Genomic DNA, 15278 nt, shown 5'->3' on the forward strand with positions numbered 1-15278 from the left:
ATTTTAGATTTTAGATTGACGGAGGGAGCCGAGAAACCGGGTTTTTTGAGCAAAATCCTGGGTTATAGCCCGCAGATTAGGTAAAAAACCCGGTTTCTTGAGCAGCCGTGGGTAAGTTCAGTGGAGGGAGCCCAGCAACCGGGTTTTTTGAGCAAAATCCATCGATTTTAGATTTTAGATTTTAGATTTTAGATTGACGGAGGGAGCCGAGAAACCGGGTTTTTTGAGCAAAATCCTGGGTTATAGCCCGCAGATGAGGTAAAAAACCCGGTTTCTTGAGCAGCCGTGGATTCAAAACCCCCCTCAAGAGCAGGGCGGTTTCATTCTCAGGAAAATCAGGCTTTTGTAGGGGCGGTGCCAAGAGTGCCCGCCCCCACCCACAGACGATTGCACAGGCGTTTGGGACATGGGGGCAACCACGGGGGGATTGCCCCTACCGAGAATGAAACCGCCCCCCTCTTGAGGGGTCTCTGAAGAGGCCCGCGAGAGATAAACCCATCCAACACCCGCCCTCTTGTTAAAATAAATGAACGTAGCAAACCACAAGCGGTCAATCTTGGCAGTCTTCAACAAGCGGCAAAGCAATATGAAAAATTCTTGGAAACACGCATGGCTGGGGCATCTAGCTGTAAACAAAGACAAGTCGAGCCAGAATCCTAAAAAATCAATTCCAGGACGGAATCTTTGGCGCATCCTGGGCAGTTTGGTGATTTCTCAAGGAATATTGCTCTCGACCCCGGTGTTTGCCGACAGCGCGCCAAACACCATGAGTTACAGCCAACTAATCGACAACATAGAAAAAGGGCAAGTCAGTAAAATCGAAGTAGACGAAACTCAAAAAACTGCCAAGGTTAGGCTAAAAAATCAAAAAAGCGATCAAACCCAATCAGTTAGTCTGTTCGACTACAACAACCGAGAACTGTACTCGCAAATCCGCGCCAAAAAGATTGACTTTGAAGTCAAACAAACAGCCGACAACGCCGCCGCAGTCAGTTTAGTAGTAAACTTGCTAGTGATTTTTGCAGTGTTGGCAGTGCTGATGGCAATCCTACGCCGATCGACCCAATCTCAAGGAAATGCCATGAACTTCGGCAAATCCAGAGCCCGTTTCCAAATGGAAGCCAAAACCGGCGTGATGTTCGACGACGTAGCAGGCATCGAAGAAGCTAAAGAAGAACTGCAAGAAGTCGTAACCTTCCTCAAAAAACCCGAACGCTTCAACGCCATCGGCGCCAAAATTCCCAGAGGAGTTCTGTTAATCGGGCCTCCAGGAACCGGCAAAACAATGCTGGCAAAAGCCATTGCAGGCGAAGCAGCCGTCCCCTTCTTCAGCATCTCCGGTTCCGAATTTGTCGAAATGTTTGTCGGAGTTGGCGCCTCCCGCGTCCGCGACTTGTTCCGCAAAGCTAAAGAAAATTCGCCCTGCATCGTCTTCATCGACGAAATAGACGCCGTAGGAAGGCAGCGCGGCGCTGGTATCGGCGGCGGCAACGACGAACGCGAACAAACTCTCAACCAGTTGCTGACAGAGATGGACGGCTTTGAGGGTAACAGCGGCGTGATTGTGATTGCAGCTACCAACCGCCCCGACGTGCTCGATACCGCCCTGCTGCGGCCCGGCAGGTTCGATCGACAAGTAACGGTAGATTTACCCAGTTACAAAGGGCGTTTGGGGATTTTGCAAGTTCACGCGCGCAACAAAAAACTCGACCCAGAAGTTGCCCTAGATACGATCGCCCGCCGCACTCCCGGCTTTTCGGGCGCTGACTTGGCAAACTTGCTCAACGAAGCAGCTATTCTCACAGCGAGGCGTCGCAAAGACACGATTACTAACTTAGAAGTTCACGACGCGATCGACCGGATCACGATCGGGCTTACCCTCAACCCGCTGCTGGACAGCAAGAAAAAGTGGATGACAGCATACCACGAAGTCGGACACGCCCTAGTCGCGACCATGCTCAAAAATGCCGACCCCGTGGAAAAAGTAACGATTATTCCCCGTTCCGGTGGCATTGAAGGCTTTACTAGCTTTGTGCTCGACGACGAAATGCTCGACAGCGAAGGTTTAAGGAGTCGGGCTTTGCTGTTAAACCGAATTAAAGTAGCTTTGGGGGGACGGGCGGCGGAGGCCGAAATTTATGGCGATGCTGAAATCGACACCGGTGCTGGTAGTGATCTCAGAAAAGTTAGCAGTCTCGCGAGGGAGATGGTAACGCTTTATGGAATGTCGGATTTGGGGCCTGTGGCTTTGGAAAGTCCGAACAATGAGGTGTTTTTGGGCCAAAACTGGAATTCGCGATCCGAGTATTCCGAAGACATGGCAATTAAGATCGATCGGCAAGTCCGGGAAATTGCCTTTGACTGCTACGAAGAAGCCCGCCGGATAATCCGCGAAAACCGCGCTTTGGTAGACAAACTTGTCGAAGCGCTGTTGGATGAAGAAACGATCGACGGCGACGAATTCCGTCAAATTGTCGATCGGTACACCGAGTTGACAAAAAAAGAGTTAGCACCAACGTAAAGAGTCATTAGTCATTGGTCATTAGTCATTAGTCCACAGTCATTAGTTAGTAGTTGGTTTGTCAGTTGTCAGCAGTCATATCAAATCCGGTGGCATCGGAATTATGTAGTGCGAGCGTCCCTGCTCGCGAGATCAATTGCGAGCGGGGACGCTCGCACTGACCTGATCCAAATATATAATTCCGATGCAACCGGAAACGATATCATTGGTCATTGGTCATTGGTAAGGGTTCAGTGGGGCGCACTACTTCTTCCCTCTTCCAACTAACAACTGACAACTGTCAACAGTCAACAGTCAACAGTCAACTGTTTAAGATTGTTGCGCGTACATTTCCCGGAGAACCAAAGCCGGGTCTACCCAGCGGCCTCCGTACTTCAATCCCCAGTGCAAGTGAGGCCCACTCGTGCGGCCTGTCATCCCAACTCTGGCAATTCTCGCACCCGCAGGCACTGTTTGACCTTGCCAAATTTGCAAAGTACCTTCGCGATCGGTATAATAACGCCCGCCGTTAGCCGTTAGCACTCGGCCTCTGAGGTGACAGTAGATGTGTTCCCAATTTCCCGATCGCACCACCATACCAGTGCCGCATCGGCCATCTTCCCAAACTTCCACAATTTGCCCGCCCCACCAATTGCGGATATAGCTGCCTTCCGGGGCGGCCAAGTCCAAACCGTAATGAAAATCCCCGCCACGCGGGCCGAAGGGGGAAGTGTATGTTTCAAAGTTTTCGACTGGAAAAGAAGCTTCTTGCCACAAATTACCCGTCGCTACTCTGGTTGGTAAACCTGACTGAGCTTTGACCACCTGCTGCTGCAAATAAGGGCTAATCAACACAATGCCGATCGAAAGTGCCAGCAGCAGCATCTGTCTGAGACGAAAAAAGCGTTTTGCCGTCAGCGGGCCTCTAGAGTCTTGCAGGATTTTTTTCACGGCTCAAAGTTAAATGTGTGTGGGAGTGTGCGTTGTCTGTTAGCCTCACATCTTGCACCCTTGTCAATAAAGCTTTCAGGGGCGGGCTTTCCGGCCGAGCCCTATTCCCCACAAAAAAATCATTTTTTGTGGAACGGGCATCTTGCCCGTTTCCGAGAAGGGTGCAAGATGTAAGTTATGCCAATTCGCTGCAAGATTGGCTTTGAGCTCTACCCGCGATCGCGAATCAGTTTATCAACAACGTGTATCTTACTCCATCCAAAACCCGTGTCAAGGCTTCCGGGTAAATGCCGTTAAATAAAACTTACCCAAAGCTACCCCACTTTATATAAAGCTGGACTTTGAAGTTTACTTCCTGTTTCATTCTGGCAGTGTCGGCACTTACCACTCCGCAGGCTAACTCCGTCTAACTGACGGTTTTTGACAAATTGATTGCCGCGTTTAAGTCACGTTCAATGACAAAACCGCAATCGCTGCAATCAAATACTCGTTCCGAAAGAAAAAGTGTTTCTTTTTTGATTGCACAGTTAGAGCAGATTTTACTGGACGGGAACCAACGGTCAACAACCACAAGTTTTGAACCGTACAACTCGCACTTATAGGTTAACTGTCTGCGAAACTCATAAAATCCCATATCAGCAATAGATGCAGCCAGTTTGTGATTAGCCATCATCCCAGATACGTTAAGGTCTTCCATTACTACTGTGCCGTGGTTTTTAGCAAGTAGTGTCGTTAGATTGTGTAATGTATTCTTACGAATGTTGGCTATCTTTCTATGCAGTCGAGCTATCTTGACTTGCGCCTTTTTCCAATTGCTTGAGCCGATGACTTTATGGCGATTCAGCCACTGCATTCTTGATAGTTTTGCTGCATATTGCTTGTAGGACTTAGCACCAGTAATTACCTCGCCTGTTGAGAGGGTGGCTAGTGCCTTGATACCTAAGTCAACTCCTACAAGGCTTGTTTGGTCTGATTTTTGCGTTTCCACCTCAAAGCCAAAGCTAATAAACCATCTATCAGCTTGCCGGGATATCGTGCAAGATTTAATGGAGACTTGGGGCAGTCTTTCATAGGTTTTAAGAATGCCGATTTTGGGAACTTGAATTTTGTTGCTCCCCAAAATTTTGACCGCTCCTTCTAACGTAAAAGAGTCACGCTGCCCTTTTTTCTTAAACTTTGGCACTCCCGCAGTCTTTTTAAAACACCGCTTCCATGCCTCGCGTAGAGCCATTAACGCTTGTTGCGGTGTAGATTTAGCGCATTCATAGTACCAAGCATTCTCCGACTTCACCATAGCTACTAACAGTTTGTGCAGGTCAATAGCTGTGGGGAATTTGAGTTTTTCATCTGGATTAGCTTTATTGTGGTGAAGTATGTTTTTTGTCAACCACAATCCCCAGTTCCATGCGTGACGCGCTACACCACAATGTTTACCTAACTGCGTCCGCTGAGAGTTATTCAGTTTTAATTCTGTTTTGAATCCGAGTAGCATGGTAATTCTTTAATCCATTCTCTAAATGCTTGTGACATATTCCAACCTTGACTGTCGGCATAGGCATGGAGTTTGTCTAGCTCTTGCTGAGTCAGCAAAGCTTTAAACCATCTGTCTCTGTTAGGCATACTTTTCTGTGAAGCTATAGTCTTATTATGACCAAAAATAGACCAAGAAGCGAGTGCTGAAAACCGTACACACACCGAACTAGACTACAAAGCTACCCATTGTTGAGTAATAATGGGTAGCTTTATCCAACAATTAAGTTGCAGATTCTAACCCAGGGGTGATAAAAAAAAATTGGCCGAGGAATTCGTGCTGCGGTTGAATTTGATCGAGCTTTTGCTTGACACTATAGTTAGTTCCGGGATTTTGGATGTCATTCAAAATTTCAAATTCATAACACATCAAGCAATGCTTACTGAAATTTTTCCCTTTAGTTTTGCCATAGACGCAACTGCGATCGCCGGTGCGTCCTTGTGGTCTTTAGCCCTGTACTGGGGCCTGTCGCCCCTCACAGAATGGGTAATCCTGCAACTGAACCGCTGGATGAATTTTGCGGAGAGATCCCTCTACACCTCAGAAGCCGAGTTTGAAAGAACCCGCCAAGCCAGAGAAGCCCAAAATACGTTTTACGCTTCGCTGTTGAGCATTGTACCCTTTTTGATTGTGGGCGGATTGTGCAATTGGGGCGTCGAATTGTCTCTGGGTACTGGTTGGGCGGTATCTATGGGTACGATCGCCTGTATTGGTGGCGGCGTGTACGAGCTCGGCCGCCGAGACGGCGAGGAGTCTTAGGGGATTTTGGATTTGGGATTTTGGACAGGACTTACGCGCAGGTAGTTAGAAACCTGGTTTTTGCGACAATATTTCGTTGTCACCCGCAGATTCGCTAAAAAACCCGGTTTCTGTTTCTTTTCTCGAAGCGGGTAATTCCTGTATGATTGTCGATCAAAAATTAGGATGTAAAGCTATGAAACTCAAGTGGTTAATACCTGCAATTATCTCATCTTTTTCAATCGTTGTTATTCCTGCGAAAGCGGCTGAAACCCGGTGCGGATGGTTAATAAATCCCACGCCTGCTAATTGGTATCTCAAAGACAAAGATGCTCAGTGGACTATCTCGGCGCAAGGAGGATATCAAGCCGGAGGAATGAACAATATTCCTCCTTTTAACGACGATGAATATGTCAAAACTAATGTTAATTATGGATATGGCTGTGCTTGTTTAAATGTGGTGACAGATAGAAATCGAATGAAAATTACCACGATACAAGGTGGTGAACAATTACCACTCTCGACTTGTCGAAAAGATCCGAATTTGCCAAAAATTCGTTAGTTGTGGCGAAACCATACAATTCTTTTAACTCAGTAAAATGAACTTTCAACCAGAATTAACATCATTAAATCAAGCCCGCGCCACATTTAAAAAAAATTGGGGATACGACGACTTTCGCCCGCCCCAAGCAGAAATTGTCAGCAGTTTATTAGCCGGAAAAGATACAATTATAATTATGCCGACAGGTGGCGGCAAATCCATCTGCTTTCAACTGCCAGCTTTGTTACAAACAGGCTTAACTTTGGTAGTTTCGCCGTTAGTTGCACTGATGGAAAACCAAGTACAAGAATTGCGCGATCGCAATCTTCCCGCTTCCCTCCTCCACAGTCAATTGCCAACAGCGCAGCGCCGACAAACTATGCAGTCGCTGCAACAAAATAAATTAAGATTGCTGTACCTGTCTCCCGAAACATTACTCAGTAAACCAGTTTGGGAAATTCTCAGTCAGTCACACATCCAAATCAACGGTTTAATATTAGATGAAGCTCACTGTTTAGTGCAGTGGGGTGATACTTTTCGACCAGCTTACCGCCGTTTGGGAACAGTGCGGCCGGCTTTGTTGAAAGCTAAACCAGCAAATAGTAAAATTGCGATCGCAGCTTTCACCGCTACAGCCAACCCGGAAGCACAGCAGACAATCAAAAATGTCTTGCAACTGCAAAAACCCGAAGCATTTTTGCTAACTCCCTACCGTTCTAATCTGCACCTGCAAGTGCAGACAGTCTGGACGCCGAGAGGACGAAAACAGCAGTTATTGAATTTTATTAAAGCTCGACCAAAACAAGCAGGTTTAGTCTATTTCCGCACTAGAAAAGATAGCGAGAACTTGGCAGATTTGTTGAAAGAAGCAGGTTATGAAACAGCAGCATATCATGCAGGTTTAAGTCCAGAATCACGACGAAAAATAGAAAAAGCTTGGCTGAACAATGAGCTTAATTTCGTGACTTGTACCTCAGCATTTGGGATGGGAATTAACAAGCCCGATGTCCGCTGGGTTGTTCATTATCAAGCACCTTTGCTATTATCGGAATACATTCAGGAAATTGGTAGAGGCGGACGCGACGGCAAACCGGCGATCGCCCTGACATTGATTAGCGAACCTACGGGTTTGCTTTATCCTGAAGATAAACAAAGAAAGGAATTTTTTCAAGATAAATTGCGATCGCAATACCGAGAAGCTCAGCAATTGGCAAAAAAACTACCAGTTAAAGGCGATATAGAAGCAGTTTCCCGCGAATTTCCCGAAAGTGCGATCGCCCTTTCAATTTTGCACAGCAGCGGACAATTAATATGGCAAGATCCTTTTAATTATGCGATCAATAAATCTCCCCAGCAAAAAGCGGAAAAATCAAATTTTACCGCAGCGGAAGAAATGGCAAAATATCTCAAACATCGGGAGTGCAGGTGGCAATTTTTGCTGCAAGCTTTTGGGTTTGCAAATGAGGCAAAATCTATGCGGTGCGGGCACTGTGACAATTGTCGATAGAATTGACAATTATACTCAAACGACTTAACGACTCCAACCCAAGAAACCGGGTTTTTTACCCAGTCTGCGGGCCAAAATGAAGTATTGCTGTGAAAAACCCCGGTTTCTCGCTACCCGTGCGATCGCGAACTAACTCACAGATGTTATGATTAAGATATTTGCTTTACACACTTGGCAAAAAATATTAAAAAGTAAATGATAGAAACAGACACTGCGGCACAGATTTACACAGTAGAAAATACAGAGGAATTCGATCGCAGTAATGTCAATCAGCGATTAGATATTTGGCTTTCAAACCAGATACCGGACTTATCTCGATCGCGAATCCAAAGCCTCATATCACAAGGTAACGTCAAAGTCAACGACGAAACCTGCACCTCGAAAAAAATATCAGTAAAAACGGGCGATCGCATCCACCTCACTTTACCCGAAACCCAGCCCACAAAGTTGCAGCCCGAAGCAATTCCCCTCTCTATCCTCTACGAAGATGACAGCCTAATTATCATCAACAAACCAGCCGGATTAGTCGTCCACCCAGCCGCCGGACACGCAGACGGTACATTAGTCAACGCCCTCTTAGCCCACTGCCCCCTAGCAGAAATAGGCGGAGTTCAGCGGCCGGGAATCGTACACAGATTAGACAAAGATACAACAGGTGCGATCGCGATCGCCAAAACCGACATCGCCCACCAACACCTGCAAGCCCAACTCAAAACCAAAACCGCCCGCCGCGAATATTTAGGCATAGTTTACGGCGCTCCCAACACTGAAACAGGCACAATAGACTTACCCATCGGGCGGCATCCCACAGACCGCAAAAAAATGGCGGTAGTACCAGTAGAAAAAGGCGGTCGCCCCGCAGTTACTCACTGGACAATCAAAGAAAGAATCGGCAACTATTGCTTAATGCACTATCAATTAGAAACAGGCCGCACTCATCAAATTCGCGTGCATACAGCCGAAATAAAACATCCGATTGTCGGCGACCCGATGTACAGTTCCAACCGTTCTATCGGCGTCAATTTAACCGGACAAGCCCTCCACGCATGGCGGCTGACATTGCAGCATCCCGTAACAGGAGAATTAATAGAGGCGATCGCACCTTTACCCGATCAATTCAACACTTTGTTAAAAATATTGCGCCTGCGATCTCACATTTGATAAGTGGTATAGCAGTCACCAACGCTGTTATGACAAGTCGCCATCAGGCGTTGAGAATTTTATCTACCTTGAGTGCTTTGTTCAAGATTCCCTCCAGGATACTGTTTCTACCTTAACTGTTTTTTATAGCACAAGTATAACTTAGATGCTAGGGCAAGTCTGGGATGGTACTGCTGTGTGCAAATTTGTTGATGTCGAACATATCGATGTAGCCGTTTATCTCATTTCTCCCAATCTTATCTACTTTTATAGGTGCGATCGAGTTCTTGCAACCCTGACACCAGATTGCCCAGTTCCATGACGTAAGCACCCCTAATCTTCTGTTTGTTGCTAAAACTGACCTTGGCATCGCTAAATACAACTACTGGAGTGACCTTGGTTAACTTCTTAGCTTTTTTGATAGCCGTGACTTCTTTGGCAATCTGTGCCAGAAAATCTTTCTCAAAATCTCTCAATTTCCCATAATATCGACGCTTGAGTACATCCCCATCCAACAGAACTACGGTTGAGTGAGACTTCACATCAAGGATAAAATTGACCCCTTTAGGCGATCGCAGCCACACATCGATATCGCCTACTTCCGGCAATCTTAAGTTGTACTCAGCTATCCATCCAGATTGGATTAGGGACTCCAAAACTTGCTGAGTTTTTTCTTCACCACAGGCCCCTTGGTCAAATCTCTGAGACGACTTCCAAAACGTTTTCCCGTCCTCAATCAACGGAGGGGCGATTAATACCCCTATCAAAATAGCCGCGACCAAAAATAAAGGAGCAAAAGGTGCTACCGCGTATACCAGCAGTGGCAACAACACCAACCCTGTCGCCGCACCGTACCTGTATAAGGCTTTGGTACGAAGCTGTTGAGCATGGCGACGCAATGGTTTTCCAGCACCTTCGTTATATTGCGGCTGCATATATGCACCTATGTACTTATAGTTAACTAATGGGAAAAGGTCAAATTATTTTTCTTCCTTCTTCCTTCTTCCTTCTTCCTTCTTCCTTCTTCCTTCTTCCTTCTTCCTTCTTCCTAATGACTAATTACTAATGACAAAAAATTATGAGTCCCGAGTTTTGGATTCCAAGTTTATCAAAAAACTCAAACCTCAAAACTCAAGACTCAAAACTCTCTCAGCCTAAAAGCCGATCGATTCAGTTGATCGCCCGACACAAATAATTGCATCAGACAGGATCAATTAGCGGCGAGGAACCATCGTGGCAATATTGATATTAGCCAGAGGCACGCGCTGCGGCGGAGTAGCAGGCAGGGGCATATTGCGCGCCATACCCAAATAGTTCGACGGATCGCCAGCCTTCGCCTGCTGTTCTTGAGGAACAAAACGGCGGACGCTTGTCTGCCAGATGATTTGCGGGAAGCCAAGCTGCGAACGGTGGTACTCACCGTAGCGGGGCGTCTTCAAGTTGAAAGGAGTGTCTCCTCCAACTCGCTGAGGCAAAATTCGGCGCTGCTGGTAAGGTACTGTATCGTAGCCGAACTTATCCAGGTACTCTTCGCTATTGACCAACTCGTCAATAAAGCCTTGAGGCCCCTTATTGGCTACCACGATCGACCAAGCAATCTTTTCGCGCTCGCTGTACACATCCCGGCCCAAAATGCGCTGCACGCACATTTCCACAAACCGATAATTGCTGTTAGTTTGGTAATTCCGCTCTAGGAAAGGAGAAGAAGTCGCCAAACCGCGAATAAAGTCTCGCACAGTAATTTGGCCGAACTTGAGTTGCGACTCCAAAGACTTTTGGCGGTTGCTCTTGAGGATTTGGTGTTCGCTGTAAATCTGGCGATATCCAGCCCAAATCAAATTTTCCATGTCTCCAGACGAGAGCACATTTTCAGTTGTGAAAATTCTCGGCTGCTCGTCGCCGCCTACTTCAAAACCAGCAACGCGCTGGTTTTGGCTGTTGGGGGCGTAGCTTAATAAAGGAAGCGCCACGTTAAAATCTCCGTTATCTCAAATTTCAGAAATAGTTGACACCGTGAGCTGCCAGCAAAACGGATACAACTAACCAACATACAGATTAGGGGATTCCCGCAATCTAAATCTGATTTTCCTGAATTTTTGCAACAATCTGTAACATTTGTTGACTGTTGTCAGTTGACTGTTGACTGTGGTCAGTGGTCAGTGGGCAGTGGGCAGTGGGCAGTGGGCAGTCAACAGTCAGCAGTCAGCAGTCAACAGTCAACAGTCAACATCCAACAGCCAAATTACCAGCCCAGAGCCGAATAAAACTCGCTGGCGGGCACTTGATCTGCTGCTGCTTCTGATGTTGCATCCGAGTCTGGTTGCACCCGAATTTCGGTGCAAAAAGTCGAAGTGCTGAAACCGCCAAAGCGCTTTACGCTACTCGTCCGCATCCGCACGTTCGGATTAGGAAACCAGAAACGCTCGATCGAACTCATCGTCTCGTATTCCGTAATCAGCAGCAGCCCATCCTCATCATCCATCTCAAAACGGCCAGCCACCGGCACAATTTCCGCATAGCCCCGTTCGCGCAACATCAAGCCCTGCCGGGGATTTTCAGGATCGGGGACGATCGCAAACACCGTAGACCCTTTATGATTCTCATCATCCTTATCCCACGCCATCGAGCCGTGCCAAGTCACAAAAGCCCCTCCAGCAGCCCGGCTCGGATCGACTTCGTGCATCTTGCAAATCTCCGCGACTCTCGCGTCATCCGCACCCAGCGCTGTTACCTGAATATTTGAATCCCCAATCTCCGCTTGGCGGAAAGCGAGGTGGTGAGTGCTGCGCTGAGAACGCCACTCCCCAGCACTGCTTTGAAAAAACTCCATGGCATCCATACAAACTATCTCCTTTGGCTTATGCTTCCCGCTCTTGACGCCTTTTTATGATAGAGCTCCCCCCACTTAGATGTACTTTTACTACACAAATTAGTCTCAAAATGTGTACTTTGGACATATTGTCAAGTGAATGTTATGATAGTTTACAATGTAGGAGACACAACAAATCCTGCGAAACGTCATTCCGATCAATTTCGCATCAATCTCAGCAAACTGGAGGAGCGATTTATGGATATGCCTACAACCAGCCTCAGCATGGAACAGCAGTTCAAACTGCAAGTCTTGCGCGAAGAAGTCAAAAGGTTAAGCCAAGACCAAGCTCAGGAATACTTGCTCGAAGTTATGCGGCAAAACATGGTTAAAGAAAACCTGTTAAAGCATTGGATGAAGAATATGTGAACTCTTCGAGCATTTCTTCACAAAAATCAGTGGCTTGTATCTGCAAAAAGTACGATCGAGCTTTTAATCATAAAATCCAGAATCCCGCTTTCTCCAAGAAAGCGGGATTCTCAATTCAGGAAAGTTTTACACAGTTTTTTTTGTTGCTACCATACTCAGCAAATTAAATCTTTTTAGTCTCAAGCGAGAGAGACGAGAGGCAAGTGTAGCGAAAGGCTTCAACCTGTCGGGGACTCAACCAAAACGGCCGCTCACATAATCTAAAGTAGACTCTTCCTTCGGAGTTTGGAAAATTACCTCAGTCTTGTCACACTCCACAAGATAGCCAAACCGCTTCCCATCGTCAGAAAGTTTAGCATTGAAAAAAGCAGTCAGGTCAGAAACCCGAGAAGCCTGCTGCATATTGTGAGTAACGATCACGATCGTATACTTCTCCTTGAGTTCCCGCATCAACTCCTCAATCTTAATCGTAGAAATCGGGTCAAGAGAAGCGCAAGGTTCATCCATTAACACTACATCAGGATTAATCGCGATCGCCCTAGCAATACACAAACGCTGCTGCTGGCCACCCGAAAGAGAAAAACCGCTTTGCTTCAACTTATCCTTCACCTCATCCCACAAATAAGCTTGGCGGAGCGACTTCTCCACCAGCTCATCCATATCCCCCTTATAATTGTTCACCCTCGCACCGTAAGCAATATTGTCATAAATCGACTTCGGGAAAGGATTCGGCTTTTGGAATACCATCCCAATCTTGCGGCGCACCTCTACAGCATCAATATCAGAATCGTAAAGATTTTGACCGTAGTAATCAATTCTACCCTCTAAACGAAAACCGTTAACTAAATCGTTGAGGCGGTTAAAACATCGCAGAATTGTACTTTTACCGCAGCCAGACGGCCCAATCAACGCAGTAATGCGATTTTTAGGAATCTCCATAGAAACATTTTTAACCGCGTGAAAAGCGCCGTAAAAAATATTGATATTTTCTGTCCGTAAAATTGTTTCCGTTTGCTTGTCTAAATCCATCATACAGTTAATACTCCAATCGAATTTTACAAATGACCAATGACAAATGACCAATGAGAACTGACCAATGACAACTGACAACTGACAACTGTCAACTGTCAACTGTCAACTGTCAACTGATTAATACACTTTTTTGTGAGTAGCCCAGCGAGAAAGAATACTCGTCAGCAACACCATACACACCAAAATCAAAGATGCAGCCCAAGCCAATTCTTTCTGTGCCTTAAAAGGCACCGTTGCAAAGTTATACACCAAAACCGAAAGACTCGGAGTTGGCTTATCAAATCCTGCCGGCCAAAAAGGCGAATTCAGCGCCGTAAAAATCAAAGGAGCAGTTTCTCCAGCAGCGCGAGCAATTGCCAGAGTCACACCCGTTAAAATAGCCGGAATTGCCGCAGGCAAAACCACCTGCAACACCGTCTGATAATTAGAAGCACCCACACCAACCGACGCCCATCTAATATCTTGCGGGACGATTTGTAGAGCTTCGTCAGTAGTCCGCACAATCGTCGGCAACATCAGCACAGCCAGCGCCGCACCCCCTGCAATTGCCGAAAAACCTCCCATATTTACCACGAACAAACCGTAGGCAAATACCCCTGCAATAATCGAAGGAACGCCGCTGAGGACATTAGTAGCAAAGCGCACCCAGCGAGCGATTTGGCCGCTGCTGAATTCCGACAAATAAACGGCTGCCAATACACCAAAAGGAACAGCAATTAAAGAAGCAATTCCCACCGTCATCAATGTACCGAGAATTGCATTAGCAATACCGCCTCCCGATAGTCCGGGCGGCGGTGGCAGCTTGGTAAACAAGTCTAAATTCAGGCGATTGAAACCTTGTACTGTGACGTAGGAAAGCACTGCAAACAAAGGTAGCAGAGTGATTGCCAAAGCAGATCCACTTACTACAGTCATACCCAGACTAAACAGCGCTTGTGGGCTGTTTTTAACCTTCTTCAAACTTCCTATTTTCGATCCAAAAGGATTCTCATCGGAGACGCTATTTGACATAAACTAAAATTATGTAGGAAATTGCTGCCAATTTCTAGTTGTACTTCGCTCTTACTTGAGAAACAATCCACTCTGCCAAAATATTAACAATCAGCGTCAGAATAAACAGAATTAGCCCCGTGTACATCAGAGCTGCTACTTGCAACCCGGAGGCTTCTGCAAACTGATTTGCCATCAGAGAAGCAATAGTATTTGCCGGAGCTAGCACAGAAAGACTTAACTGATTGGAATTGCCAATTAACAGAGTCGCAGCCATTGTTTCTCCCATCGCGCGACCGAGCCCAAGCATAATTCCGCCGACAATACCGGAAAAAGCCGCCGGTACGAGCACTCTAAAAATTGTTGTCCACCGAGTAGCTCCTAAACCGAGAGATGCTTGCCGCAATTCGGGCGGGAGACTTGCCAAAGAGTCGCGGGAGATAGCAGTAATAATCGGCAAAGTCATGATTCCCAAAATTACTCCTGCTGGTAACATTCCCGGACCCACTGGCGGGGTGCTAAAAATCGGCAGCCATCCGAAAGTGCCGTTGAGAAACTTGCCGAGAGTGGTAATCATGGGAATCAATACAGCAATTCCCCACAAACCGTAGACTACGCTGGGAATGGCGGCTAAAAGTTCTACTAAAAAAACCAAAGCTGTACGCACTGGCAGCGGCAGAAAGTCCTCGCTCAAGAAAATGGCAGTCCCTACTCCTAATGGTACTGCAATTAGGAGCGCGATCGCCGAACTGACGATCGTCCCGTAAATCATCGGCAGCGCGCCGTACTCTTCCTTAACCGGATTCCAATCACTACCAACCAGAAAGCCCAAACCGTACTGTTGAATCGCAGGTAAAGCCCTGTAACCAACTGTGAGCGCGATTACCAGCAAAATTACACCAACTCCTATTCCCAAAATCCGAGTCAGCCAGATAAAGCCTTGATCTAAGGATTTTTCTGCCCCAGAGCGCGATCGGCTCTCTGATTGAGGGCTGTGATTATCTGAAAGCATAGAAAAAAAAACCAAATATATAGTAGCCGAAAATAGCCTGTTTCGGAAAAAGCTAGAAGGAAGCAGAAAGAAAGACCATAAATAAAATCAAAGAGAGG

15 protein-coding genes are annotated in these 15278 nt (G+C 46.6%); 6 read left to right on the forward strand and 9 right to left on the reverse strand.

Annotation, left to right across the window (positions count from 1 at the left end; all coding sequences use genetic code 11):
• The first annotated feature begins 586 nt into the window (after nt 1-586).
• Nucleotides 587-2521: an ATP-dependent zinc metalloprotease FtsH gene (gene ftsH, locus QUB08_RS03785; protein ID WP_445300886.1), complete on the forward strand. Its 1935-nt coding sequence runs from the start codon at nt 587-589 to the stop codon at nt 2519-2521.
• Nucleotides 2522-2830: 309 nt separating this feature from the next.
• Here ftsH and QUB08_RS03790 read toward each other — a convergent pair whose 3' ends face one another.
• The 3 genes from QUB08_RS03790 to QUB08_RS03800 all read right to left on the reverse strand — a co-directional run bounded on the left by QUB08_RS03790 (nt 2831) and on the right by QUB08_RS03800 (nt 5071).
• Nucleotides 2831-3385, reverse strand: a complete 555-nt coding sequence (locus QUB08_RS03790) for a M23 family metallopeptidase (RefSeq protein ID WP_333223631.1) — start codon at nt 3383-3385, stop codon at nt 2831-2833.
• Between the two features lie 472 nt (nt 3386-3857).
• Nucleotides 3858-4943, reverse strand: coding sequence for an RNA-guided endonuclease TnpB family protein (locus QUB08_RS03795; RefSeq protein ID WP_333223534.1), 1086 nt, complete (start codon nt 4941-4943; stop codon nt 3858-3860).
• Nucleotides 4916-5071 (reverse strand): hypothetical protein, encoded by a 156-nt coding sequence (locus QUB08_RS03800; protein ID WP_333223535.1) that lies wholly within the window; start codon nt 5069-5071, stop codon nt 4916-4918. The genes QUB08_RS03795 and QUB08_RS03800 overlap by 28 nt, the downstream gene beginning before the upstream one ends.
• Nucleotides 5072-5357: 286 nt before the next feature.
• Here QUB08_RS03800 and QUB08_RS03805 point away from each other — a divergent pair, with 286 nt between their 5' ends.
• From QUB08_RS03805 to QUB08_RS03820, 4 genes are all read left to right on the forward strand, one after another.
• The gene (locus QUB08_RS03805; RefSeq protein WP_333223536.1) at nt 5358-5741 is read left to right on the forward strand and encodes a hypothetical protein; all 384 of its coding nucleotides are present in this window, start codon (nt 5358-5360) and stop codon (nt 5739-5741) included.
• 142 nt (nt 5742-5883) lie between these two features.
• Nucleotides 5884-6282: a DUF4087 domain-containing protein gene (locus tag QUB08_RS03810; RefSeq protein ID WP_333223537.1), complete on the forward strand. Its 399-nt coding sequence runs from the start codon at nt 5884-5886 to the stop codon at nt 6280-6282.
• Nucleotides 6283-6319: 37 nt separating this feature from the next.
• Entirely contained in the window at nt 6320-7768 is a 1449-nt protein-coding gene (locus tag QUB08_RS03815) for a RecQ family ATP-dependent DNA helicase (protein WP_333223538.1), read from the forward strand.
• A gap of 195 nt (nt 7769-7963) precedes the next feature.
• A complete protein-coding gene (locus tag QUB08_RS03820; protein WP_333223539.1) occupies nt 7964-8929 on the forward strand; it encodes an RluA family pseudouridine synthase in 966 nt (321 codons plus the stop codon).
• A gap of 236 nt (nt 8930-9165) precedes the next feature.
• On the opposite strand, the gene QUB08_RS03825 is transcribed toward QUB08_RS03820, so the two are convergent.
• The 3 genes from QUB08_RS03825 to QUB08_RS03835 all read right to left on the reverse strand — a co-directional run bounded on the left by QUB08_RS03825 (nt 9166) and on the right by QUB08_RS03835 (nt 11747).
• Complete coding sequence (locus tag QUB08_RS03825; RefSeq protein WP_333223540.1) at nt 9166-9843, reverse strand: NERD domain-containing protein; 678 nt, start codon at nt 9841-9843, stop codon at nt 9166-9168.
• A 279-nt stretch (nt 9844-10122) separates the two neighbouring features.
• Nucleotides 10123-10878: a phycobilisome rod-core linker polypeptide gene (locus QUB08_RS03830; protein ID WP_333223541.1), complete on the reverse strand. Its 756-nt coding sequence runs from the start codon at nt 10876-10878 to the stop codon at nt 10123-10125.
• Nucleotides 10879-11150: 272 nt separating this feature from the next.
• On the reverse strand, nt 11151-11747 hold the full coding sequence (locus QUB08_RS03835; RefSeq protein ID WP_333223542.1) for a phycobiliprotein lyase: 597 nt from the start codon (nt 11745-11747) through the stop codon (nt 11151-11153).
• Between the two features lie 135 nt (nt 11748-11882).
• On the opposite strand from QUB08_RS03835, the gene QUB08_RS32090 reads away from it, so the two are divergent.
• Nucleotides 11883-12146, forward strand: a complete 264-nt coding sequence (locus QUB08_RS32090; protein ID WP_445242851.1) for an NblA/ycf18 family protein — start codon at nt 11883-11885, stop codon at nt 12144-12146.
• A 234-nt stretch (nt 12147-12380) separates the two neighbouring features.
• Here QUB08_RS32090 and pstB read toward each other — a convergent pair whose 3' ends face one another.
• From pstB to pstC, 3 genes are all read right to left on the reverse strand, one after another.
• Nucleotides 12381-13178, reverse strand: a complete 798-nt coding sequence (gene pstB, locus QUB08_RS03845; RefSeq protein WP_445300883.1) for a phosphate ABC transporter ATP-binding protein PstB — start codon at nt 13176-13178, stop codon at nt 12381-12383.
• Nucleotides 13179-13295: 117 nt separating this feature from the next.
• Nucleotides 13296-14189 (reverse strand): phosphate ABC transporter permease PstA, encoded by an 894-nt coding sequence (gene pstA / locus QUB08_RS03850; protein WP_333223543.1) that lies wholly within the window; start codon nt 14187-14189, stop codon nt 13296-13298.
• Nucleotides 14190-14223: 34 nt separating this feature from the next.
• Complete coding sequence (gene pstC, locus QUB08_RS03855) at nt 14224-15180, reverse strand: phosphate ABC transporter permease subunit PstC (protein ID WP_333223544.1); 957 nt, start codon at nt 15178-15180, stop codon at nt 14224-14226.
• Between the last annotated feature and the right edge of the window lie 98 nt (nt 15181-15278).

Origin of the sequence: Microcoleus sp. BR0-C5, assembly GCF_036705045.1 — a bacterium.
Lineage (GTDB): Bacteria > Cyanobacteriota > Cyanobacteriia > Cyanobacteriales > Microcoleaceae > Microcoleus.

What these genes read in the sequence shown, in the direction of transcription:
- QUB08_RS03835 (WP_333223542.1), bottom strand. Translation starts at nt 11,747, where the DNA reads ATGGATGCCATGGAGTTTTTTCAAAGCAGTGCTGGGGAGTGGCGTTCT.
- QUB08_RS03820 (WP_333223539.1), top strand. Translation starts at nt 7,964, where the DNA reads ATGATAGAAACAGACACTGCGGCACAGATTTACACAGTAGAAAATACA.
- QUB08_RS03825 (WP_333223540.1), bottom strand. Translation starts at nt 9,843, where the DNA reads ATGCAGCCGCAATATAACGAAGGTGCTGGAAAACCATTGCGTCGCCAT.
- QUB08_RS03790 (WP_333223631.1), bottom strand. Translation starts at nt 3,385, where the DNA reads ATGCTGCTGCTGGCACTTTCGATCGGCATTGTGTTGATTAGCCCTTAT.
- pstA (WP_333223543.1), bottom strand. Translation starts at nt 14,189, where the DNA reads ATGTCAAATAGCGTCTCCGATGAGAATCCTTTTGGATCGAAAATAGGA.
- QUB08_RS03800 (WP_333223535.1), bottom strand. Translation starts at nt 5,071, where the DNA reads ATGCCTAACAGAGACAGATGGTTTAAAGCTTTGCTGACTCAGCAAGAG.
- QUB08_RS03810 (WP_333223537.1), top strand. Translation starts at nt 5,884, where the DNA reads ATGATTGTCGATCAAAAATTAGGATGTAAAGCTATGAAACTCAAGTGG.
- pstC (WP_333223544.1), bottom strand. Translation starts at nt 15,180, where the DNA reads ATGCTTTCAGATAATCACAGCCCTCAATCAGAGAGCCGATCGCGCTCT.
- ftsH (WP_445300886.1), top strand. Translation starts at nt 587, where the DNA reads ATGAAAAATTCTTGGAAACACGCATGGCTGGGGCATCTAGCTGTAAAC.
- QUB08_RS03795 (WP_333223534.1), bottom strand. Translation starts at nt 4,943, where the DNA reads ATGCTACTCGGATTCAAAACAGAATTAAAACTGAATAACTCTCAGCGG.
- QUB08_RS03815 (WP_333223538.1), top strand. Translation starts at nt 6,320, where the DNA reads ATGAACTTTCAACCAGAATTAACATCATTAAATCAAGCCCGCGCCACA.
- QUB08_RS03805 (WP_333223536.1), top strand. Translation starts at nt 5,358, where the DNA reads ATGCTTACTGAAATTTTTCCCTTTAGTTTTGCCATAGACGCAACTGCG.
- pstB (WP_445300883.1), bottom strand. Translation starts at nt 13,178, where the DNA reads ATGATGGATTTAGACAAGCAAACGGAAACAATTTTACGGACAGAAAAT.
- QUB08_RS32090 (WP_445242851.1), top strand. Translation starts at nt 11,883, where the DNA reads ATGATAGTTTACAATGTAGGAGACACAACAAATCCTGCGAAACGTCAT.